The 26947-nt window shown below is 71.0% G+C and carries 23 protein-coding genes; 10 read left to right on the top strand and 13 right to left on the bottom strand.

The features are described from left to right. Window positions 1–26: 26 nt before the first annotated feature. The 5 genes from ACFWN7_RS14010 to ACFWN7_RS13990 are packed head-to-tail and all read right to left on the bottom strand — an operon-like array spanning window position 27 to window position 6157. Window positions 27–734, bottom strand: a complete 708-nt coding sequence (locus ACFWN7_RS14010) for a 4'-phosphopantetheinyl transferase family protein (protein WP_376939437.1) — start codon at window positions 732–734, stop codon at window positions 27–29. Continuing rightward, window positions 731–988: an acyl carrier protein gene (locus tag ACFWN7_RS14005; RefSeq protein WP_376939436.1), complete on the bottom strand. Its 258-nt coding sequence runs from the start codon at window positions 986–988 to the stop codon at window positions 731–733. The genes ACFWN7_RS14010 and ACFWN7_RS14005 overlap by 4 nt, the downstream gene beginning before the upstream one ends. Beyond that, window positions 985–2730 (bottom strand): acyl-CoA dehydrogenase, encoded by a 1746-nt coding sequence (locus tag ACFWN7_RS14000; protein WP_376939435.1) that lies wholly within the window; start codon window positions 2728–2730, stop codon window positions 985–987. The genes ACFWN7_RS14005 and ACFWN7_RS14000 overlap by 4 nt, the downstream gene beginning before the upstream one ends. Then, complete coding sequence (locus tag ACFWN7_RS13995; protein WP_376939434.1) at window positions 2727–4430, bottom strand: acyl-CoA dehydrogenase family protein; 1704 nt, start codon at window positions 4428–4430, stop codon at window positions 2727–2729. Before ACFWN7_RS13995 ends, ACFWN7_RS14000 begins: the two co-directional genes overlap by 4 nt. Beyond that, entirely contained in the window at window positions 4427–6157 is a 1731-nt protein-coding gene (locus ACFWN7_RS13990; RefSeq protein WP_376939433.1) for a fatty acyl-AMP ligase, read from the bottom strand. Before ACFWN7_RS13990 ends, ACFWN7_RS13995 begins: the two co-directional genes overlap by 4 nt. A 238-nt stretch (window positions 6158–6395) precedes the next feature. Here ACFWN7_RS13990 and ACFWN7_RS13985 point away from each other — a divergent pair, with 238 nt between their 5' ends. The 5 genes from ACFWN7_RS13985 (at window position 6396) to ACFWN7_RS13965 (ending at window position 12488) form a co-directional block, all read left to right on the top strand. Beyond that, window positions 6396–7643 carry a polysaccharide pyruvyl transferase family protein gene (locus ACFWN7_RS13985; RefSeq protein ID WP_376939432.1) on the top strand — a complete coding sequence of 416 codons (1248 nt, stop codon included), beginning with the start codon at window positions 6396–6398 and terminating at the stop codon, window positions 7641–7643. After that, window positions 7640–8338 carry an acyltransferase gene (locus ACFWN7_RS13980; RefSeq protein WP_376939431.1) on the top strand — a complete coding sequence of 233 codons (699 nt, stop codon included), beginning with the start codon at window positions 7640–7642 and terminating at the stop codon, window positions 8336–8338. The genes ACFWN7_RS13985 and ACFWN7_RS13980 overlap by 4 nt, the downstream gene beginning before the upstream one ends. Then, complete coding sequence (locus ACFWN7_RS13975) at window positions 8335–9531, top strand: glycosyltransferase (protein ID WP_376939430.1); 1197 nt, start codon at window positions 8335–8337, stop codon at window positions 9529–9531. The genes ACFWN7_RS13980 and ACFWN7_RS13975 overlap by 4 nt, the downstream gene beginning before the upstream one ends. A gap of 250 nt (window positions 9532–9781) precedes the next feature. After that, the gene (locus ACFWN7_RS13970) at window positions 9782–11299 is read left to right on the top strand and encodes a sugar transferase (RefSeq protein WP_376939428.1); all 1518 of its coding nucleotides are present in this window, start codon (window positions 9782–9784) and stop codon (window positions 11297–11299) included. A 25-nt stretch (window positions 11300–11324) separates the two neighbouring features. Further along, entirely contained in the window at window positions 11325–12488 is a 1164-nt protein-coding gene (locus tag ACFWN7_RS13965; protein ID WP_376939427.1) for a glycosyltransferase, read from the top strand. Here the strand turns inward: ACFWN7_RS13965 and ACFWN7_RS13960 are convergent. Genes ACFWN7_RS13960 through ACFWN7_RS13930 form a run of 7 tightly spaced genes read right to left on the bottom strand, consistent with a single transcriptional unit; the run spans window position 12437 to window position 20133 of the window. Then, entirely contained in the window at window positions 12437–13390 is a 954-nt protein-coding gene (locus ACFWN7_RS13960) for a glycosyltransferase family 2 protein (RefSeq protein WP_376939426.1), read from the bottom strand. The two genes, ACFWN7_RS13965 and ACFWN7_RS13960, sit on opposite strands and share 52 nt — an antisense overlap. 50 nt (window positions 13391–13440) lie before the next feature. Continuing rightward, window positions 13441–14364 (bottom strand): glycosyltransferase, encoded by a 924-nt coding sequence (locus tag ACFWN7_RS13955; protein ID WP_376939464.1) that lies wholly within the window; start codon window positions 14362–14364, stop codon window positions 13441–13443. A gap of 5 nt (window positions 14365–14369) precedes the next feature. Then, window positions 14370–15242, bottom strand: coding sequence for an SGNH/GDSL hydrolase family protein (locus tag ACFWN7_RS13950; RefSeq protein ID WP_376939425.1), 873 nt, complete (start codon window positions 15240–15242; stop codon window positions 14370–14372). Then, window positions 15242–16837 carry a lipopolysaccharide biosynthesis protein gene (locus ACFWN7_RS13945; RefSeq protein WP_376939424.1) on the bottom strand — a complete coding sequence of 532 codons (1596 nt, stop codon included), beginning with the start codon at window positions 16835–16837 and terminating at the stop codon, window positions 15242–15244. Before ACFWN7_RS13945 ends, ACFWN7_RS13950 begins: the two co-directional genes overlap by 1 nt. Further along, on the bottom strand, window positions 16801–17661 hold the full coding sequence (locus ACFWN7_RS13940) for a glycosyltransferase (protein ID WP_376939423.1): 861 nt from the start codon (window positions 17659–17661) through the stop codon (window positions 16801–16803). The genes ACFWN7_RS13945 and ACFWN7_RS13940 overlap by 37 nt, the downstream gene beginning before the upstream one ends. Further along, a complete protein-coding gene (locus ACFWN7_RS13935; RefSeq protein WP_376939422.1) occupies window positions 17658–19286 on the bottom strand; it encodes an O-antigen ligase family protein in 1629 nt (542 codons plus the stop codon). The genes ACFWN7_RS13940 and ACFWN7_RS13935 overlap by 4 nt, the downstream gene beginning before the upstream one ends. A gap of 7 nt (window positions 19287–19293) precedes the next feature. Then, window positions 19294–20133 (bottom strand): hypothetical protein, encoded by an 840-nt coding sequence (locus ACFWN7_RS13930; protein WP_376939421.1) that lies wholly within the window; start codon window positions 20131–20133, stop codon window positions 19294–19296. Window positions 20134–20402: 269 nt separating this feature from the next. Between ACFWN7_RS13930 and ACFWN7_RS13925 the strand changes: the two genes are divergently transcribed. Genes ACFWN7_RS13925 through ACFWN7_RS13905 form a run of 5 tightly spaced genes read left to right on the top strand, consistent with a single transcriptional unit; the run spans window position 20403 to window position 25470 of the window. Next, window positions 20403–21635, top strand: a complete 1233-nt coding sequence (locus tag ACFWN7_RS13925; protein ID WP_376939420.1) for a glycosyltransferase family 4 protein — start codon at window positions 20403–20405, stop codon at window positions 21633–21635. Beyond that, complete coding sequence (locus ACFWN7_RS13920) at window positions 21619–22554, top strand: glycosyltransferase family 2 protein (protein WP_376939419.1); 936 nt, start codon at window positions 21619–21621, stop codon at window positions 22552–22554. Before ACFWN7_RS13925 ends, ACFWN7_RS13920 begins: the two co-directional genes overlap by 17 nt. Continuing rightward, entirely contained in the window at window positions 22554–23867 is a 1314-nt protein-coding gene (locus ACFWN7_RS13915; RefSeq protein WP_376939418.1) for a wax ester/triacylglycerol synthase domain-containing protein, read from the top strand. Before ACFWN7_RS13920 ends, ACFWN7_RS13915 begins: the two co-directional genes overlap by 1 nt. Before the next feature lie 5 nt (window positions 23868–23872). After that, window positions 23873–24403 (top strand): acyltransferase, encoded by a 531-nt coding sequence (locus ACFWN7_RS13910; protein WP_376939417.1) that lies wholly within the window; start codon window positions 23873–23875, stop codon window positions 24401–24403. Then, window positions 24400–25470, top strand: coding sequence for a glycosyltransferase family 4 protein (locus tag ACFWN7_RS13905; protein WP_376939416.1), 1071 nt, complete (start codon window positions 24400–24402; stop codon window positions 25468–25470). Before ACFWN7_RS13910 ends, ACFWN7_RS13905 begins: the two co-directional genes overlap by 4 nt. A gap of 34 nt (window positions 25471–25504) precedes the next feature. Here ACFWN7_RS13905 and ACFWN7_RS13900 read toward each other — a convergent pair whose 3' ends face one another. Beyond that, window positions 25505–26788: a hypothetical protein gene (locus tag ACFWN7_RS13900; protein WP_376939415.1), complete on the bottom strand. Its 1284-nt coding sequence runs from the start codon at window positions 26786–26788 to the stop codon at window positions 25505–25507. Window positions 26789–26947 lie beyond the last annotated feature (159 nt).

The following is a 26947-nucleotide window of genomic DNA, read 5'->3' as shown; positions in this document are numbered from 1 at the left end:
TTCCGATTCATTCTGCCGTACCGCGGTCATGGCGCAGCGCCCGCCGGATGGCAGACGACGGCGCTTCCGCCGGTGATGTGCACGATCGTGCGTTCGGGTCCGAGGGTCCCGATCGTCGCGGTCGCGTCGTCGAGGTCGACGATGATGCTGCGGGGATCCCGCGCGAGCCCGGCGCCGTGCGCCTTCAGGGTCGCCTCCTTCAGGGTCCATGCGCGGGCGAGCGATCGTCGACGCAGGCCGCCCGGCAGCGCTTCGAACGCTGCACGCTCCTCGGGTGCGCACATGCGGCGCACGAGCGGGGCCCGGTCGAAGGCATCGAACGGCTCCTCTTCGACGTCGACTCCGACGAGACCCTCGGCGACCACCCCGACGAGCAGGGTGCCGCCGCTGTGCGAGATGCTCACGTCGGGCCCCGAACGGCCGAGCAGTCGCGGCTTCCGCCCCGGAGCGTCGGGGGCGAAGCCCGGCCACCCGAGGCCGAGGCGTGTCGTCATGAGGTCACGGGCCCAGCGGCGCCCGACCAGCCGGCGATACCGGAGTTCGGCGGCTCGCACACCGTGTGCGCTCGAGGCCCCGACGTGCGCCGAGGCGCCGACGTGCGCCGGGGCGCCGACGTGCGCCGAGGCGCCGGCATCGGCTCCGTTGCGCCATTCGCCGATGCGCCAGGCCACGCCCGACGCGGTCACGTCCTCGACGTACCGCGTCGGCGCCTGCGGTGCCGACGCACCGCTCACGCTGCGGCGGCCAGCCGTTCGGAGATGCCGCCTGCCAGCTGCCCGATGGTCGGATGGTCCCAGACGATCGTCGGATCGACATCGAGGCCGTACTCGTCCTCGATGTCGCCGCACAGGGTGAGGGCGTAGACGGAGTCGAGCCCGAGCTCCGCGAGGGGCGTCTCGGGGGTGAACGATCCGGCGTCGACCTTGCCGTAGGCGACGACGCGACCGACCAGCCAGGACTCGATCGACGCAGCATCCGTGTTCATCATGTGCCTTCCTTCCATGCCGCGGTCTGCGGCGATTCATCCCGGGCGAACAGTGAGAGTCCGGCGTCGCGTGCGACCCGGTCCTCGGCGAACCGCATCAACCGGTCGACGCTTGCCGGGTCGACGAGGTCCATGCGACCCCCGTTGAGCCGGGCCTCCAGTCGGCGCAGGCCGATCTCGCGGATGAGCGGATCGCTCGTGATCGCGGCGTCGCCCGCCCCGCACAGACCCGCCCACGCTCCCGCGGCGAGCGCGAGGGTGAGCCGGTGCGCGACGTCGAACGCGGCGGGCGATGCATCCGCACCGAGCTCGGACGGCGCGAAGGCGGCGATCTCGTCACGCAGCGCGTCGAAGGCGGTGCCGAGGCGCTCGAGGGTCTCGGCGGCGGGACCGTCGCCGAGCGCCGCACGCACGGCCGGGTCGCGCAGGGCGGCGCCCAGCGGGTCGCTCGAACCCGCGCCCAGCGTGAGCCGGTCGAACGCGAGCTCGTCGACGGGCGCGCCGAGCCGGAACAGCTCGGGGTCGGCCGCCTCGGTGCGTCGCGACCGGCGGATCCACGCCGGGAGGTTCGGCAGGATCGTGAGGAGGCAGGCGGTGGATCCCGCATGCCCGATCGGCACGACCGCGAGGTCGCGCAGGAACTTCTCGAACACGTCGAACGGTGCGACCCGCGCGTAGAACGTCGAGCCGAACAGCACGGAGAGATCCTGCATGGCCGAGAGGAGCAGCTGGGGCACGAGGTACTTGCTAGCCGCCGTGAGGATGAGGCACTCGGCAGGGGCGAGGTGCAGGGCGCGAACGACGACGGCGCTGAACGCATCGGCGATCAGCACGTCGGCGAGCACCCCGGCGAAGAGGGCTCGGGCATGGGGCAGATCGAGCACGCTGCCGCCGTAGAGCGAGCGTTCCCGTGCATAGCGCATCGCCAGATCGAGCGACGCGTCAACGGTCGCGACCGCGAGCGCGGGGATGACGGCGCGGCTGACCTGGAAGGCGGTGAGCGCGGTCTGCGCCGCGGTGCCGGGCGCGCCCACGGTCGCCGTGACCGGGACGGGCAGCCCGTCGAACTCGACCGCGCCGATGCGGCAGCCGCGCATGCCCACGGTGAGCACGCGTCGACTCGTGTCGGCGTGCGGCCGCGTGCGGTCGTCCTTGTGCCAGAGCAGGAGCGAATGGCTTCGCGCGCCGGGCTGCGGTGCGGTCCTCGCCATGATGAGCAGGGACTCGGCCCGATCGACGTTGTTGACGACCTGCTTGCCGCCGCCGACGATCCAACGATCGCCGTCGGCATCGGCCCAGCACTCGTTCTGCAGCAGGTCGTTGCCGTGGTCGAGCTCGTGGAAGCCCACCGCGATCCGCTCGCCGCGAAGGAGGCGGGACGCGACATCGGCGCGCTGCGCATCGTCACCGGCCACCCAGACGTTGAGCGCCGCCATGAGCGTCGTGAGGCCGTAGCCGAGCCCCAGAGCGGGATCCCGACGGAAGATCGGGCGCCACCGCCGCACCAGGTCCTCTGTCGAGACCCAGCGTCCGCCGAGCGAGGCGGGGACGAACTCCGCCGCCGCACCCCATTCGTCGAGGAGCGCCTCTGCGGGCTCGCTCAGGCGTCTGGCGTCGTCATCGGCGACGATCGACCGGTAGTCGAACGGTCCCGGCACCCGCGGATCCCCGAACAGCGCGTCGAGGTCGCCGGGTTCGCGCCGCGCCACGCTCGACCCCGAGTCGCCTTCGTCGATGAGCGTCATCGGCGCGCCTCCCAACCCTCGAGCATCGTGAGCCGGCGGCCGTCGCGCGACGTTGCGAGTGCGAGGTCGCCGAGCGCGGCCGCGGATGCCGCCGCGGATGACGCGGAACGCAGGCCCAGCCTCACCTCGATGCGTTCCAGGGTGGCGAGCAGACGCACCTCGGATGCCGCGCTCCCGCCCTCCGGCCCGGCCAGTTCGACCGCGACCGCCGACGCCGCGCCGAAGCAGAGTGCGATGCGCTCCGCGAGGTCGAAGGAGGCGGCGCTCGGTGTCGCCTCCCGCGGAACCGACCGGGCGAGCTCCACCAGCCGGCGCAGTTCGGCCGCGACCCGACGCGCCGGCTCGGCCGAGGGCCTCGCTCCGAGCAGCTCCGCGAGCGACGGCAAGCCCCGCAGCAGGCGGGACCCCCGGCGGCTGACCAGTCGGAGCCGTGTCGGGTCGATCCATTCCCGGGTGTCGTCGAACCGGAACGCCTCCACCACCGTTCCGCCATCGACCGGGGCGGTCTCCCGGGCGATCGACGGGAACTCGTTGACGATCATGTTCAGGTTCACGATCGAGTTCCCGTCGAAGATGCCGACGACGCGATTGTCGCGGGCCGCCTTCTGGAAGGCACCGGCCCCCGCGATGCCGAGCAGCTGCGACCTCGCCCCGAGGAATGCCGTGAGATCTCGCACGAGCAGGTCCACGGTGTCGGGCACGAGGAACTTCACGATCGCGCTCACGAGCGACATCTCATCGGTCGCGTGGTGCACCTCGCGGGCGCCAGCCACCATCACCGACTCGGCCAGCAGCCCGTCGGCGGCAGCCGTGCCGAGCGTCGAACGGGCGGCGGGCAGGTCGGCGAGACCGCGACCGAACAGCCGACGCGATGCGGCGAAGTCGACGGCGATCGCGATGACCTGGTCGGCGGCGCCGAGCGAGAGCGCGGTGGTCAGCGGGCGGGTGAGCTGCAGGCTCTTCAGCACGACCTCGAGCCCTGCCCCCGGGGCGCCGACGAGCCGGTCGGCATCGATTACGCCGCCCCGGATCGCGAGACCGCTGATGTCGGCACCTCGGATGCCGTGCGTCGGCACCTTGGGCAGCGTCGTGAGCGAGCGGGCGTCGACACGCTGCTTGTCGACCAGGACGAGCGAAAGCGATCGCGGGCCGGGCTGGTCGGACGTACGGGCCAGCACCGTCATCGCGCGCCCCCTGGTCGCGTTGTTGATCGGCCATTTCTCGCCGTGGAGCTCGAGACGATCGCCGCGGATCGTCGCCGCCGTCGCCGTGCGCGACAGGTCGGATCCGCGCCCGCGCTCGGTGAGCCCCCACGACACGGGGTGGCCGCCGAGCACGAGGCCGGCCATCGTCGTCGCGACCGATCCGTCGGCGATCCATGCGCCGACGGCGCCGAGGAACGTCTTGCCGTGCGCGACCGCGACGGTGAGGTCGCGGCTCGCGAGCCGGCGGATCATCATCATCGGCACGAGCACGTCGCGCAGCTCGCCGCCGTGGCGTTCGGGCACGTACCAGCGCTGCAAGCCCCACGCATCGACAGCCTCGATCGCCGCCGCCGGGAACTCGGACGCCTCATCGAGTTCGACCGACCGTTCGGTGGCGATGACGGATGCCGCGTCGCGCGGATCGCCGAGGTACCGGTCGAACGACGCGACCGCCCCGCTGCCGAGCCGTTCCGACAGGCGGACCGCCGTGCTCACGTCGCCGCACTCCGCTCGAAGCCGAGGGTGAGCACCGTGGCGAGCCGCTCGTCGGCGAGGAGCGACCGGGTCAGCCCGCGCTGCACCTTGCCGCTCGTCGTGCGCGGCAGCGTGCCCTTGCGGATGAGCGCGACGCCGAGGTCGGGGATCATGTGCTCGTCGGCGACCGACCGTCGCACGCGTTCGGCGAGTCCGCCGAGCTCCTCGGCCGCAACCCTGGCGAGGTCGACCTCGGCGACGAGGCCCACCACGGACTGCGTGCCGGTGCCCTCGAACGCGGCGCTGAGGCATCCGGAGTGCAGGCTGGCCTGGGCCGTGGCCTCGAGGTCCTGCGGATAGAGATTGCGGCCGCGGATGATGATGAGATCTTTGAGCCGGCCGGTGATCACCAGCTCGCCGTCGACGAGTGCGCCGAGGTCGCCGGTGCGCAGGTACGTCGGCGCACCCGGTTCGCCGGCGACGGTCGCGCCGAAGACGTCGGCGGTCTCGCGCGGGCGGCGCCGGTATCCCTGCGCGACGCTCGGGCCGTGCACCAGGATCTCGCCGATGCCGCCCGGCGGTGTACGTGCACCAGTGGTCGGGTCGACGATCACCACCTCGTGCCCGCGGGCCGGAGGGCCGCAGGAGACGAGATCGATGGCGCGCTCCCCCTCGACCGCGGAACGCAGCTCGCCGCGTTCGAGCGAGGCCGCGTCGACCCGGATCGGCTGCACGGCGCCGCGCCGCACGCTCGCGGTCACGAGGAGGGTCGTCTCGGCCATGCCATACGCCGGGATGAACGCCCGCGCGTCGAATCCGGCGGGGGCGAACCGCTCCGCGAACGCGTCGAGGGTGGCGCTCCGCACCGGTTCCGCTCCGGTGATGACGCCCTCGAGCGATGACAGGTCGAGGTCCGCCAGCTGCTCGTCGGTGACGAGCCTCGTGCAGAGCCCGTAGGCGAAGTCGGGTCCCACGGTGTGCGTCGACCGGTGCCGGGTGATCAGCTTCAGCCACAGCAGCGGGCGCCGGAGGAACTGGCTCGGCGACGTGAGCACGCTGTCGGCGGCGACCGAGATCGGCTGCAGCAGCTGCCCGACGAGGCCCATGTCGTGGTAGTGCGGCAGCCACCCGATCGTGCGGGATGCCGCGGTGATGCCCACGGCGCTGGTGATCGCCGCCTCGTTGGCGACGAGGTTGCCGTGACTCACCATGACGCCCTTCGGCACGCCCGTCGACCCCGACGTGTACTGCAGCAGCGCGAGCGAGTACTCGTCGATGCCCGGCGACGTCCAGTCGTCGGCCTCCCCGATGAGGGAGGACAGGGCGACGACCTCCGCGCCGGCGACCGAGTCGCCCGGCCCGATGCCGAGCGGGCGCAGCGCGGTGCCCTCGGTGAGCACGAGCCTGCTCCCGGCATCGGCGACGATCGCCTCGAGACGCCGAACGGCGGCGTCGGGTTGCCGCATCGCGGCCACCGGCACCGGCGCCGCGACGAGGCCGGCCGAGAACGCGGCGTAGACGGCGCGGATGAATCCGAGCCCCGGTTCGAATGCGAGCACGGCCACGTCGCCCGGTCGGTGACCGGCCGAGGCGAGCGCCGCGGCATCCGCTCGCCCCTGGCGCTCGAGCTGGGCGTACGAGACGAACTCGGAGTCGTTCGGACTCGAGTAGTACCGGAACCCGCGCTCGTCACCGGCCGCGACCGCGGCGGCCCGCATGACGTCGAGGAACGTCGTGGTGAGTGCCATTCGGCGCCCCTCCCCCTGTTTGTGCTCACGTGCACGAGTGCGCAGCACGGCGACGTCTGAGCACACGTGCGAACCAGCCTATGGTCCGCGTTCGACCGGCGGCGACGTGTGACGTCGTGCGCGCGTGTTCTCGCACCCCCAGCTCGGGGGCCATCCCAGGTGGGACGTCCGCACTCGGTATCATTGCGCCTGCTGGAGCACGCTCGATGCCTCCGCCATTCACGAGGAGGCGCACGCGATGGGAACCTGGGTCGGAAGCCTGCGGCAACGAGCGTTGCGGCCGCTTCGCTCGCCCCGACTGCTCGCGGCGGCCGATCGGGTGCTGCTCACCCGCCGGAACACCGCCGGACCGCGAGACGATGGTGCGCACCACGTGGTGCTCGCACCCGCGGGCGGCGGCAACATCGGCGACCAGGCCCTCGTGGAGGCCTTCATCGAGAACGTCGCCGGCCGGGTCACCGTGATCTGCCGGCGCCCGACCGACTACGCGCAGCACGACGACCCGCGGGTGGCGATCCTTCCCCTCCTCTCCCTGGTCTACGGCGACCTCGTCGGACACGTCCGCGATCTCGGCCCGTTCCGGCGGGCGTTGCGGTCGGCGACGTCGTTCTCGGTGATCGGCGCCGACGTGATGGACGGCGGCTACGGGTTCCGGGCGTCGACGAATCGCGCGAACCTCGCGCGGCGCGTCGCGGAACTCGGCGTAGACTCCCGCATCCTCGGCTTCAGCTGGAACGCATCTCCTCACCCCACTGCCAGCCGCGCCGTTCGCGACGCCGCGCGCCACGGCGTGACGACGGTGCTGCGGGACCCTCGGTCCGCTGCCCGTGCCCGGGCCGACGGCATCGCACCCATCGTCGACGGTTCCGACATCGTGTTCCTCGCGCAGAGCGTCGACGAGCACACCGCCGACGCATGGGCCGACCGGGTCTCCGCACCGCTCGCGCTCGTGAACTTCTCCGGTCTGGTGCCGTCGGACGACGGACTGGAACCGTACGTCCAGGTGGTGCGGACGCTCCGGGAGCGCCACCACGGGGTGCTCCTCATTCCCCACGTCTCTCGCCCCGGAGCCGACGACCTGCCGATCTGCCGGGCCGTCGCCGAGACCTTCGGCGATGATCCCGACGTCGTCCTGGTGGACCGGCTCCTCGCACCCGCAGCCATCCGGGGTCTCACCCACCGCGCGCGAGTCGTCGTCACGGGTCGCATGCACCTCGCGGTCATGAGCCTGATGAACGGCGTCCCCGCCGTGACGGTCGCCACGCAGGGCAAGGTGGAGGGCCTCATGGACCTCTTCGGCACGCCCGGCCTCTGCGTGAGCCCCGATGCGCTCGCGTCATCGTTGGCGCTGGTGGCCGGCCAGACGGCGGATGCCGCCGAGGCGTTGTCTGCGCAGATCGGCGAACGCCTGGCGTCCGTCACCGAATCGGCCGGTCGGAACTTCGCCGGGCTGCCCCAACGCGACCGTACCGTTGCCCCCGGATGAACCATCCGGCCCTCGTCTCCGTCGGGAGGCGGGGGAAGGCTACACTGATCTGGCTGGCGACCCGGCCGATGACGAGCACTGGGCGAGGGACACCGGCTCGGCCACCGGGTCACGGCCGGCGCGGGAGGGCGGAAGTGAACGGTCTTGATCTGCTGTTGCTCGTGCAACGCGCACGCGATGCGGCCTTCTCCTGGATCGCCGCCTCGGGATTCGCGGGCTTCGGAGCGCGCACCCGCATCCTGCTGCCGTTCCGGGTGGGCAACGCCGACCGCATCTCGATCGGCTCCGACGTGCTCATCGGTCCCGGCTCGTGGCTGATCGTGCCCCGCCTCGACGAACCCGGTCCCGCGATCGTGATCGGCGATCGCGTGCGAATGAACGAGACCTCCATCTCCGCGGTCAAGAGCGTCGTGATCGAAGACGGCGTCGCGATCGCGCGGGGCGTCTACATCTCCGACCACACGCACGGGTTCGACGACCCCGACGTGTTCATCCGGGATCAGCCGCTCGTGCGGGTGGACCCCGTGCGCATCTGCCGCGGAGCGTGGCTCGGGCAGAACGTCGTCATCATGCCCGGCGTGACGGTGGGCGCCGGGGCGGTCGTCGGTGCCAATTCGGTCGTGCGCGACGACGTTCCCGCACGGAGCGTCGTCGCCGGCACCCCTGCCCGGCTCATCCGGCAGCTCACCGCATGATCGAGCACATCGACCCCGGCACCGCGCCGGTCGAGACCGGTGCGACCGCGCGGAGCACCGCCGATTTCGTCTTCACGTTCAGCTACGAGACGTACACCGACGCGGTGCGTCGCGGCATGATGCGCCCGCCGGATCGGATCCTCTCGAGCCTCATGCACAGCACCGCGGTGCGGCGACTCCTCGTCGCCAACCCGTTCCGCTGGGCGCCCCGGGTGGCCGCGACGCCGCTCCTCGATCGGGACGTGCGGTTCCCCGAGAGCTCGCGGATGTCGCTGCACCACCCTGTGCGCCTGCGGCGCGACGACCCGACCGACGTCGCCGATCTCGCCGAGGAGTACGCGCGCTACGATCGCTCCCTGCTCCGGGCCTCGCGCCGGATGAGCCTCGTGCAACCGCTCGCCATCACGACCAATCCGCTCGTGGCCGGTTTCGCGCCGCTCGCGTGGACGAAGGACGTGACGTTCTTCGCCCGTGACGACTGGTCGAGTTCGCCGGCGCGAGAGGCATACTGGCCGGCGTACCGCGAGGCGTATCGTCGCATCTCCGAGTCGGGTCTGGCCGTTGCGGCCGTCTCGGCCGAGATCATCGACCGGATCAACCCCACCGGCCCTGCTGCGGTCGTCCCGAACGGCGTCGAACCGTCGGAGTGGCTCGGCCCGCAGCCGGCCCCGCCCGAGTGGTTCGCCGCGATCCCGGGTCCCCGCGCGGTCTACGTCGGCACGCTCGACTCCCGCCTCGACGTGCCGGGAATCATCGACCTCGCCTCCCGCCGCCCCGACCTTCACGTGGTGCTGCTCGGCCCCCTCCCGGATCCCGACTACGTGGCCGACCTGCGCCCGCTCGGCAACATCCACCTGCATCCGAGCGTCGCACGCGCCGAACTCGTCGCGACCCTCCGCAATGCCGAGCTGTGCCTGCTCGCCCACCGTCGCACCCCGCTCACGGAGGCGATGAGCCCGCTGAAGATCTACGAGTACCTTGCCGCAGGCGCACCCGTCATCTCCGTCGATCTGCCACCGGTGCGCAACATCGATGGCCGAGTGCTGCTCGTCGACTCCGTCGCCGACTTCGCAGACGCGGTGCCGGGCGCCCTCGCCCTCGGGAGTTCGGCCGAGGCTCACCGGCTGGAGTTCATCGCACACAACTCGTGGGCGGCCCGGCACGAGCAGGTCTTCGCGCTCGCACGCGCGTGATGCGATGTGTGCCCCCCGACCTGGGGTGAATCGCTCCACCCGCGACGCGACACCGCCCCACTACGATTGGGGAGTGCGGCATCGACACGTCCGATCCGAATCCCGGATCACGGCGCTCGTCGATCGCTCCAACCGCAGTACTCCAGGCAATGACCGCCTGACCATGATCGATTCGGCCAGGCAGGTAGGTCGCGGCAACGCCTGACCCCTCTGATCCAGCCGATCCGCTGACGTCCGAGGGGGACGAACGTTGACGAGCGAAGCAGAACCGATCACGCTCATCGGCGGTTCGGCGGATCGATTGCGCGAACGTGCCTCGGCGGTCGGCCACCGGGTCGCGGCACAGCCGCGGAAGCTCGGCTGGCGCAACCGGCTGGTGGCGGTGCTCACGATCACCGACTCCGTGGCCATCGTCATCGCGCTCGTGGTCGCCCAGCTCGTTCGATTCCAGACCAGCGGCCTCGGCGCCTCCACGCCGCAGTCGGATGTCGCCTACCTCTCGCTCAGCGCCGCGATCGCCGCCGTGTGGCTGGTCGCCCTGTCGGCCACGAGGTCGCGACTCATCCGCAACATCGGCACCGGCACGATCGAGTACCAGTACGTCGTGAACGCGACGCTCATCACGTTCGGAACGCTCGCGGTGGTGGCGTTCCTCGTGCAGCTCGAGATCGCGCGCGGGTTCCTCGCCGTCGCGCTGCCGCTCGGACTGGCGCTGCTCCTCGCCGGCCGCATCACCTGGCGCTACATCCTGCACGCGATGCGCCGCAACGGGCGTTGCACGACCGGGTCGATCATCGTGGGCCGACCCGACGACGTCGCACGGGTGGTCGGCGAAATGCGGCGGCAGTATCGCGTGGGCTACCGTGCGATCGGGGCCTCGTTCACGGGGGCCGATCACATGTCGAAGCCGCACCGGATCGACCTGCCGACGGTCGACTTCGACGAGCTCGCTGCCACGTCGAAGCGCACGAGGACGCGCGCGGTGATCGTGGCGGGCGAAGTGCCCGGCGGCAGCGCCGCCATCCGTCGCCTCGGATGGGACCTCGAGAACTCCGACACCGAGCTGATCCTCGTCTCCCGCCTGACCGATGTGGCCGGGCCGCGGATCCACCTGCGCCCCATCAACGGGCTCCCGATGGTGCATGTCGACCTGCCCCAGTACACGGGATTCAACCACGTCGTGAAACGGGTCTTCGATGTCGTCGTCGCCGGCATCGCCGTCGTCGTGCTCAGCCCGGCGATCGCGGCCATCGCGGTGGGCGTGCGCCTCTCCAGCGACGGGCCGGTCTTCTTCCGGCAGGAGCGCGTCGGGGTGCACGGCGCGCGCTTCACCATGCTGAAGTTCCGATCGATGGTGACCGACGCCGAGGCACGCCTTCTCGAACTGCGGGCGCACAACGAGGGCAACGGCGTGCTGTTCAAGATGAAGGACGATCCGCGCGTGACGCCACTGGGTCGCACGCTGCGCCGATACTCGCTCGACGAGCTTCCCCAGCTGTGGAACGTGCTCGTCGGTGACATGAGCCTCGTCGGCCCCCGACCGCCGCTGCCCAGCGAGGTCGACCGGTACGAGCAGGATGTCACCAGGCGCCTGCTCACGAAGCCCGGGATCACCGGCCTGTGGCAGGTCAGCGGCCGGTCGAACCTCTCCTGGGAGGAGAGCGTGAAGATCGACCTCTACTACGTCGAGAACTGGTCCATCACCGGAGACCTGGTGATCCTCCTCAAGACCGTGCGCGCCGTGGTCGGCAAGCACGGTGCCTACTAGCGAACCCCGAACGGAGCCGCAGGACATGGCTGGAATGATCGTGCAGGAGTGGATCGAGCAATCCGGCGGCGCCGAACAGGTGCTCGATGCCCTGAGGATCGCCCTTCCCGACTCACGGGTCGCGTGCCTGTGGAACGACGACCGCGACCGATTCACCCCCGAGACGGTCGACGAGTCGTGGCTGGCGCGAACGCCGCTGCGTGGCCGGAAGGCACTCGCTCTCCCGTTCATGTCGGGAACGTGGCGGCGGGGATGGGGCGAGTTCGAACCCGAATGGGTGGTCACGAGCAGCTACGTCTTCGCGCACCACGCCGGATTCGGCACCCGCCAGGGCGTGCCGAAGTTCTCGTACGTGCACACCCCTGCGCGATACCTCTGGGAGCCCGACCTCGACGCCCGCACCGCGATCCCGCTGGCCGGGCTGGCCCGCCAGTACCTTCGCGGGGTGGACCGCCGCGCGGCGGCGTGGTCGGGGTCGCTGGCCGCGAACAGCGGATTCGTTCGCGAGCGCATCCAGCACGCCTGGGATCGTGACGCCCGCGTCATCCATCCGCCCGTGGACGCCGTGGCGATCGCGTCGGTCGTCGACTGGGCCGAGCGCGTCAGCCCCGGCGAGCGGGACCTCCTCGAAACCCTCCCCGACCGCGGCTTCCTCATGGCCGCGTCACGCCTGGTGCCCTACAAGCGCCACGATGTCGCCATCCGCATGGGCGAGGCGCTCGGAATCCCCGTCGTGGTGGCGGGATCCGGCCCCGAGCACGAGCGGCTCACCGCACTCGCCGACGCTGCCGACGTGCCGGTGCACATGCTGGGCCGTGTCTCCGACGAGCTCATGCGGGCCCTGTTCCAACGGGCGCTGGCATTCGTCTTCCCACCGGTCGAGGACTTCGGCATCATCCCGGTCGAGGCGATGGCCGCCGGATGCCCCGTGATCGTGAACCGCGTCGGCGGCGCATCCGAGTCCGTGCTCGACCGCCTCACGGGTGTGCACTTCGACCCCGACGACGCGGCGGGGTACGCGGCTGCGGTCGACGCGGCGAGTGCCGTGCGCCGGGACGCGGCCCGCGCACGCGCGCTCGAGTTCGACACCGAGAGATTCGTGCGCGAGGTGCGCGACTGGGTGCTCGGCGCCGAGGTTCAGGCCGAGGCGAGATCGCGGCCGAACAGCGTCGCCTCGGCGGCAGGGTAGCCGTCCAGCCAGTCGCGGCGCCGGCGCCACACCGTGCTCCACGGCGCCCGCGATCGCCGCGTGGCGCGTTCGAGGGCGGCGCGGACGCCCACGCCCGCGAGCAGCAGCCGAACGCCCACGGCCGCTCGAACGGGTGACCAGGTCTTGCGCAGGTGGGTGACCTTGCCCGCCATCACCATGCACCCCTTCGCACCGCCCGCATCGCTCGATCCGCCGACCTCGTGCACGATGACCGCATCCGGCACGACCACACGTCGCAGGCCGGCGCGGTCGGCGCGCATGCTGAACTCCGCGTCTTCGCCGTAGAGGAAGTAGTCCTCGTCCATGCCGTCGAGGCGGCGCCAGTCGTCGGTGCGCACCAGCAGGAGGCATCCGGTGATGATCGGCACCTCTCGCACCGAATCGCGCTGCCACCGGCCGAGCGACTCGGGATCGAAGACCGCTGAGCGCCTGAATGCCGTGGACAGCATCGTGGCGAACATCGTCAACGACCAGAGCGACGGCGCGCCCCAGCAGGAACTCGGATCGACCGTGCCGTCGGGGCGAAGCGTGCGCCCGCCGAAGACGCCGTACTCGGGGTGCGCCCGGGCGAAGTCCAGCAGCGCCCGGAGAGACCCCGGGAGCGTGACGGTGTCGGGATTGAGGAGCAGGATCCACTCAGAGCTCGCCTCGCGGGCGCCGAGGTTCACGCCCCGTGCGAACCCGAGGTTCTCGCCCGCGTCGATCACGGTCGCCGCGGGGAATCGCTCGCGGAACGCCGCGACACTCCCATCGGCCGACCCGTTGTCGACCACGATCAGCTCGACGTCGATGCCTGGCGACGCCTCGAGCACCGAGGCGAGGCCTTCCGAGGTCTGCTCCCTCGTGTTGTAGTTGACCACGACGACACTGAGATCGGGCACGGGATCGGTCCTTCCGTCGGCAGGATGCGGGAACGGTCGCGCAGCGAGCGTCAGATCGCGACCGGCTCGAGGTCATCCCGCCGGGTGACGCGCCACCGCGACGCCTCGCGAAGATCGTCGACGTTGATCTCGTCCGCCGGTCGGATCACCGCGAGGCCGCGCTCGGCGAGGAACGCGGCCAGGTCGTCCTGGTGCGAGTCGACGTGCTCGCCGTGCGCCACCGAACGCGGTGCCAGCACCGGCACCTTGCCTGCGCTGAGCGCGGCGAGCGCCGTGCCGGTGCCTGCGTGCCCGATGACGACGTCGGCCGCGGCGAGCTCGGCGGAGAGCACGGCGGAGGAAACGGAGGGCACCGCGTCGATGCCCAGCCCGGAGGCATCGGTCGACCCGGTCTGCCACAGCACGCGGGCGTCGCCGGGCAGCGCACGTGCGGCAGACTCGACCAGCCTGCGGAATCCGTAGTCGCCGTTGCCGCCGACCGTGACCACCGCACGCCGGATCGGAACCTCCTCTGCCGGTTCGACCCGGAACCCGTCGAACACCGAGAGTGCGTACGACCACCGCGCCGACGCTCGATTCGGGTACTGCACGTACCGCCGCACCGACGGGATCCGTTCGACGAGCTTGCCCGTGGTCGACAGGTCGGTGACCCGGGTGGCGCTCTCGACGTAGCTGAACGGCACCCGCCGCATCAGGGCGGGGATCAGCGCCGAGATCGCGATCTGGGCTCCCGAGCTGACGACGCGGTCGATGTCGTGCTCGGCGAACGCCCGCCCGGCGACCCGGGTGTCGCGGAGCACCCCGATCGTGTCGCGCGGGGGCCGGGTGGGCACGTGGTAGACGCGCTCGCCTGCCAGCAGCGAGCGACTCTGCGCGGTGTCGTCGGTCATCCAGACGATCTCGTCGTCGGGAACGATGCGGGGCGCGAGCATGTGCAGCTGCGCGAGGTGCCCGCCAGAGATCGCCACGAGCATCGTCGTCACGCGGTTCCCCGTTCGAGCGAGTCCCAGGCCAGGCCCGCGATCACACGCTGCCCCGCGATCGACGGGTGGAAGAAGTCGATCGCCGAGATCTCCTCGGCTGTGAACTCGTAGGCGTGCACGGCACCGCCGTCGTCGATGCATCGCTCGGCTGCGGCGCAGACCCGACCGATCGCCGCGTTGTACTCGTCGACCCGGGCGGACACCGCATCGCGTCGCGCGGTGGCCTCGGCGGACGCGTCGTCGGCCGAGCCGAGCAGGTTCTTGCACGACGGGCTGCTGTTCCACGTCTGCACGGCCCTCTCGTCCGCGTGGCCGATCTCCCAGAGGTGGCCGAGGTTCGGCACCGAGAGCGCGAGGATGGTCGCGTCGGGCGCTTCCGCGTTGAGCCGCGCGAACAGCGCGGTCAGTCGCGCCTCGAAGTCGGCGGCGGAGGTCATCTCGTTCAGCGTGGGCGCGCACGCGTCGTTGCCGCCGAGCAGCACGGTCACGAGCTGCGGGTCGGCCTGCAGCACCTCGTCGACGAGACCGAGGGCGTCCTGAACGTCGCCGCCGTCCTTCGCGGCGTTGACGACGGCGGGCACGACTCCGGATGCCGCGGCGAGCCGTCCGGCGATGGATCCCACCTCAGGCTCGGACCCGCCCGACCACGACGCCTTCGCGCACTGCCCGGGCTCGGCGCACGCGTTGACACCCAGCGAGACCGAGTCGCCCAGGATGCCCAGCGTCTCCACCGAGGAGGCCGCCGCCGGCGGCTCGAGCCCCTCCAGGTCGGGCGCCGCCGGAGCGGCGGAGGCGCACCCCGCGAGCATACCCACGGCGAGCACGCCGATGGCGGTTCGGGCGAGTCGCGCCCCCGTCGATTTGCGCATCAAGACTTTCCTTTCCGTTCACGAACTGCGATGACGTCGTCCGGCACGACCTCATCGACATCGGTCGGCGCCGCCTTCGGCGTTGCGCCCCGCGCCGCCGGCTTGCGAGCCTGCTTCACGAATCCGACGATCTGCGCCAGGTCGCGCCGATAGGCCGGGATGAGCAGGCAGACCGCCAACGGCACCACCCCGGCTGCCGCGCCGAGCACCAGCTGCACGATCGCCGGCAGGCCGTCCGCGACGACCTGCACCCAGGACGCCGCGCCGAAGCAGAGCGGGGCGAGGAGCACGGGCCGTAGGATCGGGCGGAGGATGTCCCCGATGCGCACGAACGTGCCGACGGTGGCGAAATAGAAGCCCGGCACGAGCAGCACGAGGGTGAGCAGTCCGTAGACGAGGGCCAGGCCCTCGACGCCCGCCCACCAGATGCCGAGGAGGTATCCCCCGATGACCATCGGCCGGGTCACCAGGTAGTAGACGAGCTGGCGATGCGCCCGGCCGAGGGTGATGTAGAGCCATCCGAGCACACTGCCGATCGACTGCGCGATCCCGGCGATCGCGAGCAGGCTGAACAGCGTCGCGGCCTGCTCCCAGCCGGGTCCGAGCAGCAACGCGATCAGCGGTGAGGAGACCGCGGCGGCGACGGCATACACCGGAATGGTGAGGTAGCCGATGATCATGAGGGCGCCGCGGACGTACCGTCGGTACCGCTCGCCGTCGTCCTGCAGCTTGCTCAGCACGGGCAGGGCGACTCGGCCGAGCGTGCCGTTGAGCTGCTGCATCGGCAGGAGGTACAACGCGTACGCCCGCGAGTACTGGCCGAGGGCCGCCGGTCCCATCTGCTGGCCGATGATGACGTTGTCGAAGTTCTTCGCGGCGTAGTTCAGCAGCTGGACCCCGAAGATGCTGCCGCCGGTGGAGACGAGCGGAAGCACCTCCCGGTCGATGTGCGGACGTCCGAACCGCGGCTTCGCCGCCACCCAGAGCGCGATGAGTCGGTAGAGCTGCCCGGCACCCGACATCACGACCAGCGACCACACGCCCCAGCCGAGCACCGCGGCGATGATCCCGAGGCCGACGCCGCAGAGCATCGACACGATGTCGATGCTCGCGAGCGTGCCGAATCGGAGGTCGCGCTGCACGCGGGCCTGCATCGGCATCGAGAGTCCGTTGATGAGCAGGATCGGGGCGATGGCGAGGGTGAGCACCACGAGCTGCTGCTCGTCGTAGAGCAGTGCGATGAGCGGCGCGCACGCGGCGATGAGGAGCGTGAGGCCGACCCCGAGCGCGACCGAGAGCCACATGACGCTCATCCAGGTGCGCTCGCTCAGCTTCTTGGCCTGGATGATCGCGCCGGTGAGCCCGAAGTCGCGCACGAGGTCGGCGATGCCGACGATCGCGGTGACCATGGCGACGAGGCCGAAGTCGGCCGGGCTCAGCAGCCGCGCCAGGACGACGGTCGACCCCACTTGGATCAGGGTCTTGCCGCCGAAGCCGCCCATCGTGACGAAGACACCGCGGGATGAGGTGTGCGCGAGTCGGTCGGTCGTGGGCGCGGTCATGCGGTGGTCCGGGTCGTGTCGTCGCGTGCCCATTCCGGCTCCTTCCGGTCGGCGATGAGTCGTCTCGCCCGCCGTTTCGGCATGGTCGACGTCACGGAATAGACCGCGAACGCGGGCCAGAGGCCGGGCCGCACGGCCACCCGTCGCACGAGGTTGGCCGCGCGGTCGGTGGCCGGCGCTTCCGCTGCCAGCTGCGTCTCGGGCGGCAGTTCGAGATTGCCCCGCGCGATCCGCGTCGACCGGCGGAGGTGCGCGGAGATCGTGCGCGCGCTCCGCACCGTGAAGGCATGGCCGTCGACGGTGCGTCGCTCGGCGGGGAGGAACAGCTGCTGCACGAAGCGGTCGTCGGCGATCACCCGCGGCCAGCGGGCGAAGCGCGCCCGGCCGTCGGCCGACAGCGCGTAGATGCCGGACCCGATGTGGCCGTGGCTGCGGTAGTCGGTCAGCTCCCAGATGCGGTAGTGCTGGCGCACGAGCCACGAGGCGTCGCTCGTGTCGATCTCGAGCCGCGGCGACGCCACGAGCGGACCCCCGGGTTCCTCCAGTGCGTCGGCGAGCGCGAGCAGGGTCGCCACGTCGACGGTCACATCGGCGTCGACGTACGCCCGGGGAAACACGGTCGCGTCGTCGTCGCCGGCGTCCAGGGCGGCGATCTTCGAGGCCTCCTCGATCTCGACCACCCGCACGGGAGTGCCGAAGGAGCGGGCCACGGAGGCGGTGGCGTCACTGCATCCGTTGGCCACGACGACGATCTCGAGCTCGCCCGCCCGCGGGTCGGTCACGAGCCGGTCGAGCAGTCGGCCGATCACGGCGGCCTCGTCGTGGGCCGGGATCACCACCGACATCCGCGCGGTCATCGCTCGGCCCCGCGCATCTCGGGAGTCGCCTCGGCCGGTGCGCCGTCGTCGTGCGCCACTGCTCCGGTGCCCTTCGCCGGGCGACGGGGTGCTTCGGTGAGCAGCCATGCACCCGCGGCGAGGAGCATGCAGAGGATGAAGAACGTCTGGAAGAAGCCGAAGGCGTCGTAGAAGAAGATCGCAGCGATGTAGCCAGAGACGGCCACGGTGATCGCGATCGCCAGGTTGGAGTGGCGCACCTCGGCCGCCCGGGTGAACGCGAAGCGCAGCAGCAGGATCGGCGGCACGAGCAGGAACACCGCGAGTCCGGCGACGCCGAGCGCCCCGGTCTCCATGAGGGTGCCGAGGAATTGATTGTCGAGGATGAACGCGTTGCGCGCCTCGCCGATCACGATGCGGCCGCCGTATCCGCTGCCGAAGAAGGGATACTGGGCGACCTCGCGCATCGCCGGTTCGAGGTCGGCGAGACGCCCCGCGCCCCGGAAGCCCGCCGACGCGTACTGCGACTCCACGAGCGAGTCCAGGTCGAGGAACGACAGCACCATCGATTCGAAGACGTTCGGCACCACCGCGGCCGAGAGCAGTATCAGGGGGAACGCCAGCGCGAACAGCGCCCCGGCCACCCTCGGATGGAAGATCAGGGCGACGAGGAACATCACGCCGAGCACCACGACCGCGGTGCGCGAGATCGCCGAGACCACGCCGCCGAAGAGCATGACCGTCGCGCCCGCGTAGACGATCTTGCGGTTGATCGAGTTGACCGGCCACGCGGCGTACTTCGCGAGGTAGATCGCCAGCGGGATGAGGATGCAGAGCGCGACCGCGAGGGCGATCGGATGCTGCGCGGAGCCGAATGCCCGCGCCACCCCCGCCCGGCTCACATCGCCGCTCTCGCGCAGCAGGGTGAGCGGGAGGACGTTGCCGAGCATGAGGAACACGTTCTGGCGGCTGAAGCGCTCGATCACCGCGAAGAACGACACGATCACCCCGGCCCACGTGATGAACGTGAGGAGCAGCAGCACGTCGCGTTCCGACCGGAACAGCTGCCGGAAGCAGTAGAACACCGCGAGCATCAGCAGCAGCTGGCTGAAACCGCCGATCGCGGTGACGGCGAGGCCGTCGTTGACGAGCCGCATTCCGTTGGCGATCAACGACACCAGCACGGTGGCCAGGAAGATGCCGACCGGCCATCCGAAGGCGACGGGCCGCCAGCGCACGTCGTTGTTCTTGAGCAGCAGCACGACGACCAGGGTCACGATCACGATCGCGAGCACGAGGCGGTAGGGCTCGAGCTGGAACGGCAGCGGGATCGGGATCGCGTATCTCCGGGCCGGCACGAACATGATCACGGCCGCCAGCGCGACGATCATCGCGCTCCACGTGAAGACCAGGTGCCTGAAGATCACGAGCAGCGACACCGTGATCAGCGCGGCCGCGGCGATGAGCGGAGGCAGGAGCACGACGGCCGCGATCGAGAAGATCACCAGCAGGAGGGCCGCGATGACGACGCGGGTGCGGCTGACTCGGGTGGGGCGCTCGCGGTGCGCCCCACCCGGGTGCCGTGCGTCGGTGCGGTGGTCGGGAGTCGCGTCGGCGACCTCCGGCACACCGTCGGCGACGGTCACGTCGCCCTCAGTTCGTGCGGATGCCGGCGCCCACGAGCACCTCGTCCGCGTCGTCGATCACCGGGGACGTCTCCGAAGCCGTGGGCCCCTGGCCGTTCGACGACGACATGCGCTCGCCGTTGCGGCGACGCGCGCCCTTCCGGCGCTTCGCCCGGTCGGAGCGGATGCCGGCGATGATGAACGCGAGTGCGACGAATCCGAGGAAGACCGAGAACCCCGTCACCACGATGGGGATCGCTGGGTTGCTCGTCTCGGCCTCGACGGCCTGGCCCTCGGTGAGCACCGCGAGCTGCACGCGGTTCTCCACGGGGATCGCCTGCGCGTCCTGCTGCGCGGTCACGTATCCGAGGAACGCCTCGGTGGCCGCGGCGGTGATCTCCTCGGCGCGCGGCTCGGTCGCGGCCGTGGCGAAGATCTCGAGCACGGGGAGCTTGAGCGACCCCGGGAATCGCTCGTCGCCTGCCGGTTGGGTGGTGCGCCGGATCGCGCTGATGGACTCGGTGTCCTCGTCGAGTGGACCGACGGCCGTCTCGACGGCTCCGCGAATCCCCGCACCCGTGACGAGGTAGGCGTAGATCTGGGTGGACGCGGCGAGGTCGAGCGGTTCGGGGGGAACGACCCCCTCCTGAATCGCCCGCTCGGGAACCTGGGCCTGGTACAGCGTGTCGCTCGGGCTGGTGACCAGCACCGTCGTTCCCGCCGTGAACGACTTCACGGCACGCGACTCGAGCTGCCCGTTGACGATGGTGAAGCCGGCGAAGAACCCGGCGACGACGGCGACCACGAGGCCGAATGCCAGGAGCCATTTGTAGCTCCACAGCGTTTGGAGGTATTTCGGAGTTTCCACGGAGTCCCCCTGCTTTCGTTCATCCGGCCCGGATCTGTGGCCGTTCCATGGCGAACTCCCCCGCTCCGATCGCTCGGTCCCCGTGCGTCATCGAGCGCGAGATGGAGGAGTACTCGGCCAAGTGTATGGTGGGTCGAGATTATTGACAGAATCGTGGCATTCTGTTGCGCGCATGTGAACTCGGCGCGTCACGAAAATGACCCGAGTTGCATCCGTCGCCCGATTCGGACGAAGGTATGAAGGACACTCTGCGTCACGGGGGTAGCTCTATGGCTTCGGCGGGATCGGCGAAGGGCGGCGAACGGATCTCGGTCCTGTACAGCTTCCCGCACGCCTTCGGTGCGCCCGGAATCGGGTGGACCGCATGGAATCAGGTCAACGAACTCGTGCGGGCGGGTCACGACGTGCACCTGGTCGCCGCGAGCATCGCCAGGCCCGTTCCCGGGCTCGCCTCGGTCGCCACCTCGCTCTCCGTCGCCGGCCGGCGGATCCCCCACCGGGTCATGGGCCGCGACCGCGCCCTCGCCTGGCACGATCGGTTCGCCGCGCGCCGCGTGCCCCGGCGCTCGCCCGACGTCGTGCACGTGTGGCCGCTCTCGGCGACACGCACCATCGAGGCCGCCCGGCGCCATGGCATCCCGGCGTTCCGCGAGGTGCCGAACACGCACACCGCGAACGCGTACGAGGTCATCGCGCGCGAGTCCGCCGCCCTCGGACTCACACCGAGGGCAGGTGCGTCGCACACCGCCGACCCGCGGCGGCTCGCCACCGAAGAGCGCGAGTGGGCCGCCGCGACGGCGTTGCTCGTGCCGTCCGACGCGGTCGCTGCGACCTTCCTCGAGCGCGGGTTCGATGCGTCGCGACTCCGTCGGCACCGCTACGGCTGCACGCCCGCCGCGCCCGTCGTCCGGCAAGACGACACACGACGGCCGGGCGACACGCGGCCCGGGCTGACGGCGGTCTTCCTCGGCCGGGTGGAGCCGCGCAAGGGCCTGCACCACGCCCTCGACGCCTGGATCGCCTCGACGGCCAGCCGGCACGGACGGCTGCTCGTCTTCGGCGCCGTCGACGACGACTACCGGGCCGTGCTCGCCGACCGTCTCGCACACCCGAGCGTCGACGTGCGCGGCGTCACCGGCGCGCCGATCGACGAACTGGCCCGCGCCGACGTGCTCCTGCTGCCGAGCCTCGAGGAGGGCAGCGCCCTCGTCACCTACGAGGCCCAGGTCGCCGGATGCGTCCCGCTCGTGTCGACCGCGGCCGGCGCCCTGCTCGAACACGACGTGCACGGGTTGCTGCACGAGGCCGGCGACGTCGCCACCCTCACCTCGCAGCTCGACCGGCTCGACGCCGACCCGACCGCTCTCGACCGGCTCCGGGCCGCGGCCATGGCGCACGCGCCCGAACTGAGCTGGGCGGCGGCCGCGCAGAGCCTGCTCTCCGCCTACGGTCACTCCACGGCCCTCATCACGGATGGGACACTGCGTGCCGGCTCCTCATGACCTCGCCGTCATCGTCTGCACGCGCAACCGTGCTTCGATGCTCGCCGACGCCCTCGAGTCCATCACCCGCGCCGTCCCCGCGGGCGTCGAGGTCATCGTGGTCGACTCGGCCTCCGAGACGACCGAGACCCGGGATGTCGCGGCATCCGCCGGGGCGGTGTACCTGCGCAGCGACATCCGCGGGCTGTCGATCGCGAGGAATCTCGGCCTGCGCGGCACCGACCGGCCCCTCGTGCTCTTCACTGATGACGACTGCATTGCCGTCGACGGGTGGATCGATCCGATCCTCGAGCGATTCGGGGATCCGACGGTGGGGTCGGTGACCGGCCGCATGCTCGATCACACGCTCATCGGTGCGCCCGCCGCCGACGCGCCCGTGCGGCGGTTCACGCGCGCGCTCCAGGGCCTGGACGCCGGACACGGCGCCGTGATGGCGTTCCGTCGCGAGCTCGTGCTCGGCCTCGGCGGGTTCGACGAGGTGCTGGGCGCCGGTCGGCACCTCGCCGGAGCCGAGGACCTCGACATGTTCTGCCGCATCCTCGACGCCGGGCACGCGATCGTGCACGACCCTGCCTGCGTCATCCATCACATGAACACGCGCGAGGGCGACTTGTACACCCGGCTGCACCTCGGGTACGGCCTCGGCCTCGGCGCACTCGCGAACAAGTTCGTCCGCCTTCGCTTCTCGGTCGGTGCCGGGCTCGTCGCGGTGCTCCTGAAGCGCACCGGCGGTCGCGCACTCCACCACCTCAAGGACTCGCGCAAGGGCAGTGCCGACCGCGCGATGCTCCGCGGCATCCGGCAGGGCTTCTTCATCGGCGCCCGAATGCGACTCACGGGAACGACGTTCATCGACGAGCATCCGCCCGCATCGACTCCGATCGGCGCCCCCGCCGACCGGGACACCGGGAGGATCTGATGGACGGAGCCGAGCCGAGGGCGGAGCTGATCCGCACGCTCGACGAGAAGTACGTGGCGAACTCCATCGCATTCGACGCCATGATCGCCGCCGCCGCCCTCATCCTCGACGGCGAGCGGCTGCGCCGTGACGACGGCGCGATCGACATGGACGCGATCCGGGAGCGGCTCGACGCGCTCACGTGGCACGTGCCGGCGATGCGACAGCGCCTCGTGCACACGCCGTTGCGCATGACCACGCCCGCGTGGGTGCCGGTGTCGGAGCTCGACCTCACCCGCCATGTGACCCTGCACCCGACGATCGAGCCCGACGATCCCGCCGCGGTCGAGATCCTCACCGGCCGCCTGAACGGGCCGATGGACCCGTCGCGTCCGCTCTGGGACTTCCGGGTCGTCGAGCTGGACTCCGGTCGCGTGGCGATCGTCGCGCGCTACCAGCACGTGATCGGCGACGCGCTGTTCGGCCTGAAGATCGGCGACGTGGTCGCGGGCACCGAGGCCTCATCGCTCGTGCCCGCCGTCTCCGGCGCCGACCGCGCCGCTGTGGGCGTGGCCCCCCGCACCGGCTTCGGCATCCTCGCCATCGCGTGGCGCGCCTGGTGGCGGCAGCAGCGCGGCCCGCGCGACGCCTGGCGCGAGTACTGGCGCAAGCCGTTCGTCAGGCGCCTTCGCCGGTGGGCCGGGCGCGTCATCCGGCCCGTCAAGAACGCCGTCATCGAGCGTTCCGGCGAGACGGCGCGGGTGCTCGTGCCGCGGCACTCGCGCTACCTCGACGTGGAACTCGCGCCGGCAGTGAAGCTCGCCTACCGCATGGGCGGCACGATCCACGACCTCACGGTCGCCGCCACCCTGCGCGCCGTGGCCGCCCTTCACCCCGAGCGCGAGACCGTCTCGCTGCTCGTGCCCATCTCGCGCCGCACCAAGGCCGACGCGAACGTGCGTAATCACATCAGCGTGGTCAAGGTGACCGTGCCCGCCGGCGACCCGATCGAGGCCGTGGTGCCGGCCGTGCGCGCGCAGGTGCAGGCCGCGGTGGAGGATCCGTCGCGTCGCGACCTCGGCGCGCGGGACTGGAGCGGCTATGCCACGTTCGTGACGTGGGGCCGTGAACGCCGGTTCTTCGGCGACGCGCCGATCGAGACGGTGACCGGATGGCCCGCGGGCGACCCGCGCGACGACATCGCGTGCCTGTCGTGCTCCTACGAAACCCGGCTCACGATCTCGGTGACGAGCCGCGCGACGACCGACATCGATGCGGTGATGGCCTCGATCGCCGAATCGTTCTCGGTGCCCGAGCCCGTGGTCGCGCGGTGACCCCGGTGCGTCTGTCCGGACCGGCGAGGTCGATGCTCGACCTGCGCACCTACCTGCACGCGCTTCGCCTGGCGCACTTCTCGAGCTATTCGCACGTGCGGCAGGTGCGCCGGCTCCGGCTCGGACCGGGCGTCTCGATGGCTCCGAACGTGTCGTTCCGCAACGCCGAGCGCATCGAGATCGGCGCGGGAACGCACATCGGGGAGCACTCGGTGATCTGGGCTGGAAACAGCACCGGGCGCATCGTGATCGGCGAGAAGTGCCTGTTCGCCCCGAATGTGACGATCACGGCATCGAACTACGGGATCGTCCAGGGCGAGGTGGCGATCATGGACCAGCCCAAGATCGAACGCGACATCGTCATCGGCGACGGCGCGTGGCTCGGTGCGAACGTCGTCGTGCTCGCCGGGGTCACCGTCGGCGAGGGGGCCGTGATCGCGGCCGGCGCCGTCGTCACCAGAGACGTGCCGGCGAACGCCATCGCCGGCGGCGTGCCCGCGAAGGTGATCGGCGAGCGGCCGACGGCCGACGCATGAGCGGCGCGTCCCGGCCCTTGGTCGTCGAGGCGGAGCCGGCGTTCCGCACCGCGCACGCGAACCCGTACAACGCCCGGCTCTACGTCACGATGGCGGCTGACGGATGCCGCGTGCACGACCTGAGCTACGTGCGGCTCTTCACCAGCCGCGTCGACGTCGTGCATCTGCACTGGCCCGAGCTGACATTCCTCACCGGACGGTCGTGGCGCATGCTCGCGCGCATGCTGCTCTTCCGCGCGGGCCTGCGGATCGCACGATGGCGCAACGGGACGAAGCTCGTGTGGACGGTGCACAACGTCGCCTCCCACGAACGGCGGGCCACCCCCGCGCTCCGGGCGATGCACCGCCGACTGCTCACCGAGGAGGTCGACGGCCTGCTCGCCCTCACCGAAGGGGGGCTCGCCGCCGCCCGCGCCGCCTATCCCGAACTGGCCGACGTGCCGGGTGCGGTCACTCCGCACGGCCACTACCGCGACGACTACGACTTCTCGGCGTCCAGGGACGCCGCACGCGAGGAGCGCGGCATCCGCACCGACGCCACCCTCGTCGTGTCGGTCGGCATGATCCGCACCTACAAGAACATCCCCGACCTCGTGCGCACGGTCGCCCGGGCCGACGACCCGTCGCTCGTGCTGGCCGTCGCCGGCAAGCCCGCGGGCGACGCGCTCGCCGCCGAGATCCGCTCCGCCGCGGCCGGCGACCCGCGCGTGGTGCTCGACCTCGGATTCCAGTCCGACACCGCCATGTCGGCGTGGCTGCGTGCGGCCGACCTCGTGGTGCTGCCCTACCGGGCGATCCAGAACTCCGGATCGGCGATCCTCGCCCTGTCGGCCGATCGGCCCGTCGTGGTGCCCAGGCTCGGCGCGATGAGCGAGCTCCAGGCGATCGTCGGCGACGACTGGGTGCGCTGCTACGACGGCGAGTTCGATGCCGACGAGCTCGAGCGGAGCATCCGCTGGGCGCAGAGCCCGCGACCGGAGCGCGCCCCGCTCGATCGACTGGACTGGACCGTCATCTCCGACGCCACGCTCGCGTTCTACCGCGACGTGCGGCGTGGAACGCCGTGACGCCGCCGAGCCGTTGACCGCATGCCGCCCGTGCTCAGGCCCAGATGCGTCGCAGGTAGTCGTCGGTGGGGATCGGGGTCTGCGCGTCGAACCACGCGGCGTCGGCATCCGACAATCCGGCGTCGTACTGCCAGCCGCCCACCAGTGACGGGTTGTTCGCGGGCGCCTTGTCGTAGGAACAGAAGCTGTTCGCCACCTCGCCCCACTTGGTGGTGTACATCGAGCCGAACACGAACGAATCGCGGGCGAAGAGCTGGCCGGACTCGCCGCTGCCGTTGATCGCCTGCCCCATCGTCGGCACGTAGGCGCCCGACGGAGCCGGGTAGCGCACGCTGGCGGCGACCACCTGCGCCGTGAGGATGGAGTGCTCGACGGTGAAGAACGGCGTTCCGAGTTCGGGGTCACGCGATTTCGGACCGCCGAGCTGAATCGCGCTGTTGAGGCCGCCGAAGATCGTCGAGTCGCGGATCGTGAGACCCCGGTATGCACCGTTGCCGTACATCTGCAGCGAGTCGATGTGGTCGGATGCACCGTCGGGCCGGAAGACCGGGGCACAGTAGCATCCCTCCCAGACCGAGTCGGCGATCATCGAATTCTTGCCGGCCGCGTAGCCGAACGGGTCGGCGATGTCGATCTTGGCGTCGGCCATCACCACCTCGTAGGCGTTGCACTCCCGAACGACCCCGTTCGAGGCGGTCATGCGGAAGCCGTAGGAGACCTTGGACTGCACCCAGTTGGTGCGGGAGCAGTCGCTGAGCAGCATGAAGCGCGCGTTGATGCGTGCGAACGTGACGCCCTTCACGCCGACGAATCGCGAGGAGTCGGCGATGCTGACCGTTCCCCAGCCGTCCTTCGGCGACACGAGGATGTTCGTGGAGGCGGTGCCGCGCCCGAGATTCTTCAGCACGCCACGCGAACCCGACGAGGCGCCGAACCCGGGCAGGGTGCCGGGCGCGACGCGGATGTGCACGCCGGCCTCGATCTCGGCGTCGGTGACCGACGCGATGGCCTTGCCGATCGAGGCCCAGGTGCACGCCACATCGATGACCGTGCCGAAGGTGCTGCCGAGCTTCGGGGTGTTCGCCGGCCAATGCCGCCCGTCTGGGCCGTAGGAGCCCAGGGAACCCCCGGCGTCGGCCGGCGCCTCGGTCGGGATCGCCGTGGGGGTTTCCGTGGGGTCGGGCGACGGGGTCGGGGAGGGAGTCGGGGTGCCCCCGAAGAGGCTCTCCCACCAGGCGGCGAGCTCGGGCGGCCAGGCGAGCGAGGGCACCGCGGCAGCGGCGAGCAGGAGCGAGCGTCGGGAGACCTGGCGTGTCATGCGGAACCTCCGTGGTCGGTGATCAGTGATGATGCACGTCTTGCGGGATGCGGACGCCTGCCTGCCACGCGTGATTGCGCGTCGCCCCCCGGATCGCGACCTTTCCAACCTAGCCTGAATGCGCCCACCAGGCATGGCGGCTGCACGACGACGTGAAAC

Source organism: Agromyces sp. NPDC058484 (genome assembly GCF_042720415.1).
Classification (GTDB): Bacteria; Actinomycetota; Actinomycetes; order Actinomycetales; family Microbacteriaceae; genus Agromyces.
The sequence above is the reverse complement of the archived record's forward strand: the minus strand, read 5'-3'. Positions and strand labels throughout refer to the sequence as shown.

Coding starts and splice junctions, on each gene's coding strand:
- ACFWN7_RS14005 (WP_376939436.1), bottom strand. CDS start 988: ATGATGAACACGGATGCTGCGTCGATCGAGTCCTGGCTGGTCGGTCGC.
- ACFWN7_RS14000 (WP_376939435.1), bottom strand. CDS start 2,730: ATGACGCTCATCGACGAAGGCGACTCGGGGTCGAGCGTGGCGCGGCGC.
- ACFWN7_RS13990 (WP_376939433.1), bottom strand. CDS start 6,157: ATGGCACTCACCACGACGTTCCTCGACGTCATGCGGGCCGCCGCGGTC.
- ACFWN7_RS13985 (WP_376939432.1), top strand. CDS start 6,396: ATGGGAACCTGGGTCGGAAGCCTGCGGCAACGAGCGTTGCGGCCGCTT.
- ACFWN7_RS13980 (WP_376939431.1), top strand. CDS start 7,640: ATGAACCATCCGGCCCTCGTCTCCGTCGGGAGGCGGGGGAAGGCTACA.
- ACFWN7_RS13975 (WP_376939430.1), top strand. CDS start 8,335: ATGATCGAGCACATCGACCCCGGCACCGCGCCGGTCGAGACCGGTGCG.
- ACFWN7_RS13965 (WP_376939427.1), top strand. CDS start 11,325: ATGGCTGGAATGATCGTGCAGGAGTGGATCGAGCAATCCGGCGGCGCC.
- ACFWN7_RS13955 (WP_376939464.1), bottom strand. CDS start 14,364: ATGCTCGTGGCGATCTCTGGCGGGCACCTCGCGCAGCTGCACATGCTC.
- ACFWN7_RS13950 (WP_376939425.1), bottom strand. CDS start 15,242: ATGCGCAAATCGACGGGGGCGCGACTCGCCCGAACCGCCATCGGCGTG.
- ACFWN7_RS13945 (WP_376939424.1), bottom strand. CDS start 16,837: ATGGGCACGCGACGACACGACCCGGACCACCGCATGACCGCGCCCACG.
- ACFWN7_RS13940 (WP_376939423.1), bottom strand. CDS start 17,661: ATGACCGCGCGGATGTCGGTGGTGATCCCGGCCCACGACGAGGCCGCC.
- ACFWN7_RS13925 (WP_376939420.1), top strand. CDS start 20,403: ATGGCTTCGGCGGGATCGGCGAAGGGCGGCGAACGGATCTCGGTCCTG.
- ACFWN7_RS13915 (WP_376939418.1), top strand. CDS start 22,554: ATGGACGGAGCCGAGCCGAGGGCGGAGCTGATCCGCACGCTCGACGAG.
- ACFWN7_RS13905 (WP_376939416.1), top strand. CDS start 24,400: ATGAGCGGCGCGTCCCGGCCCTTGGTCGTCGAGGCGGAGCCGGCGTTC.
- ACFWN7_RS13900 (WP_376939415.1), bottom strand. CDS start 26,788: ATGACACGCCAGGTCTCCCGACGCTCGCTCCTGCTCGCCGCTGCCGCG.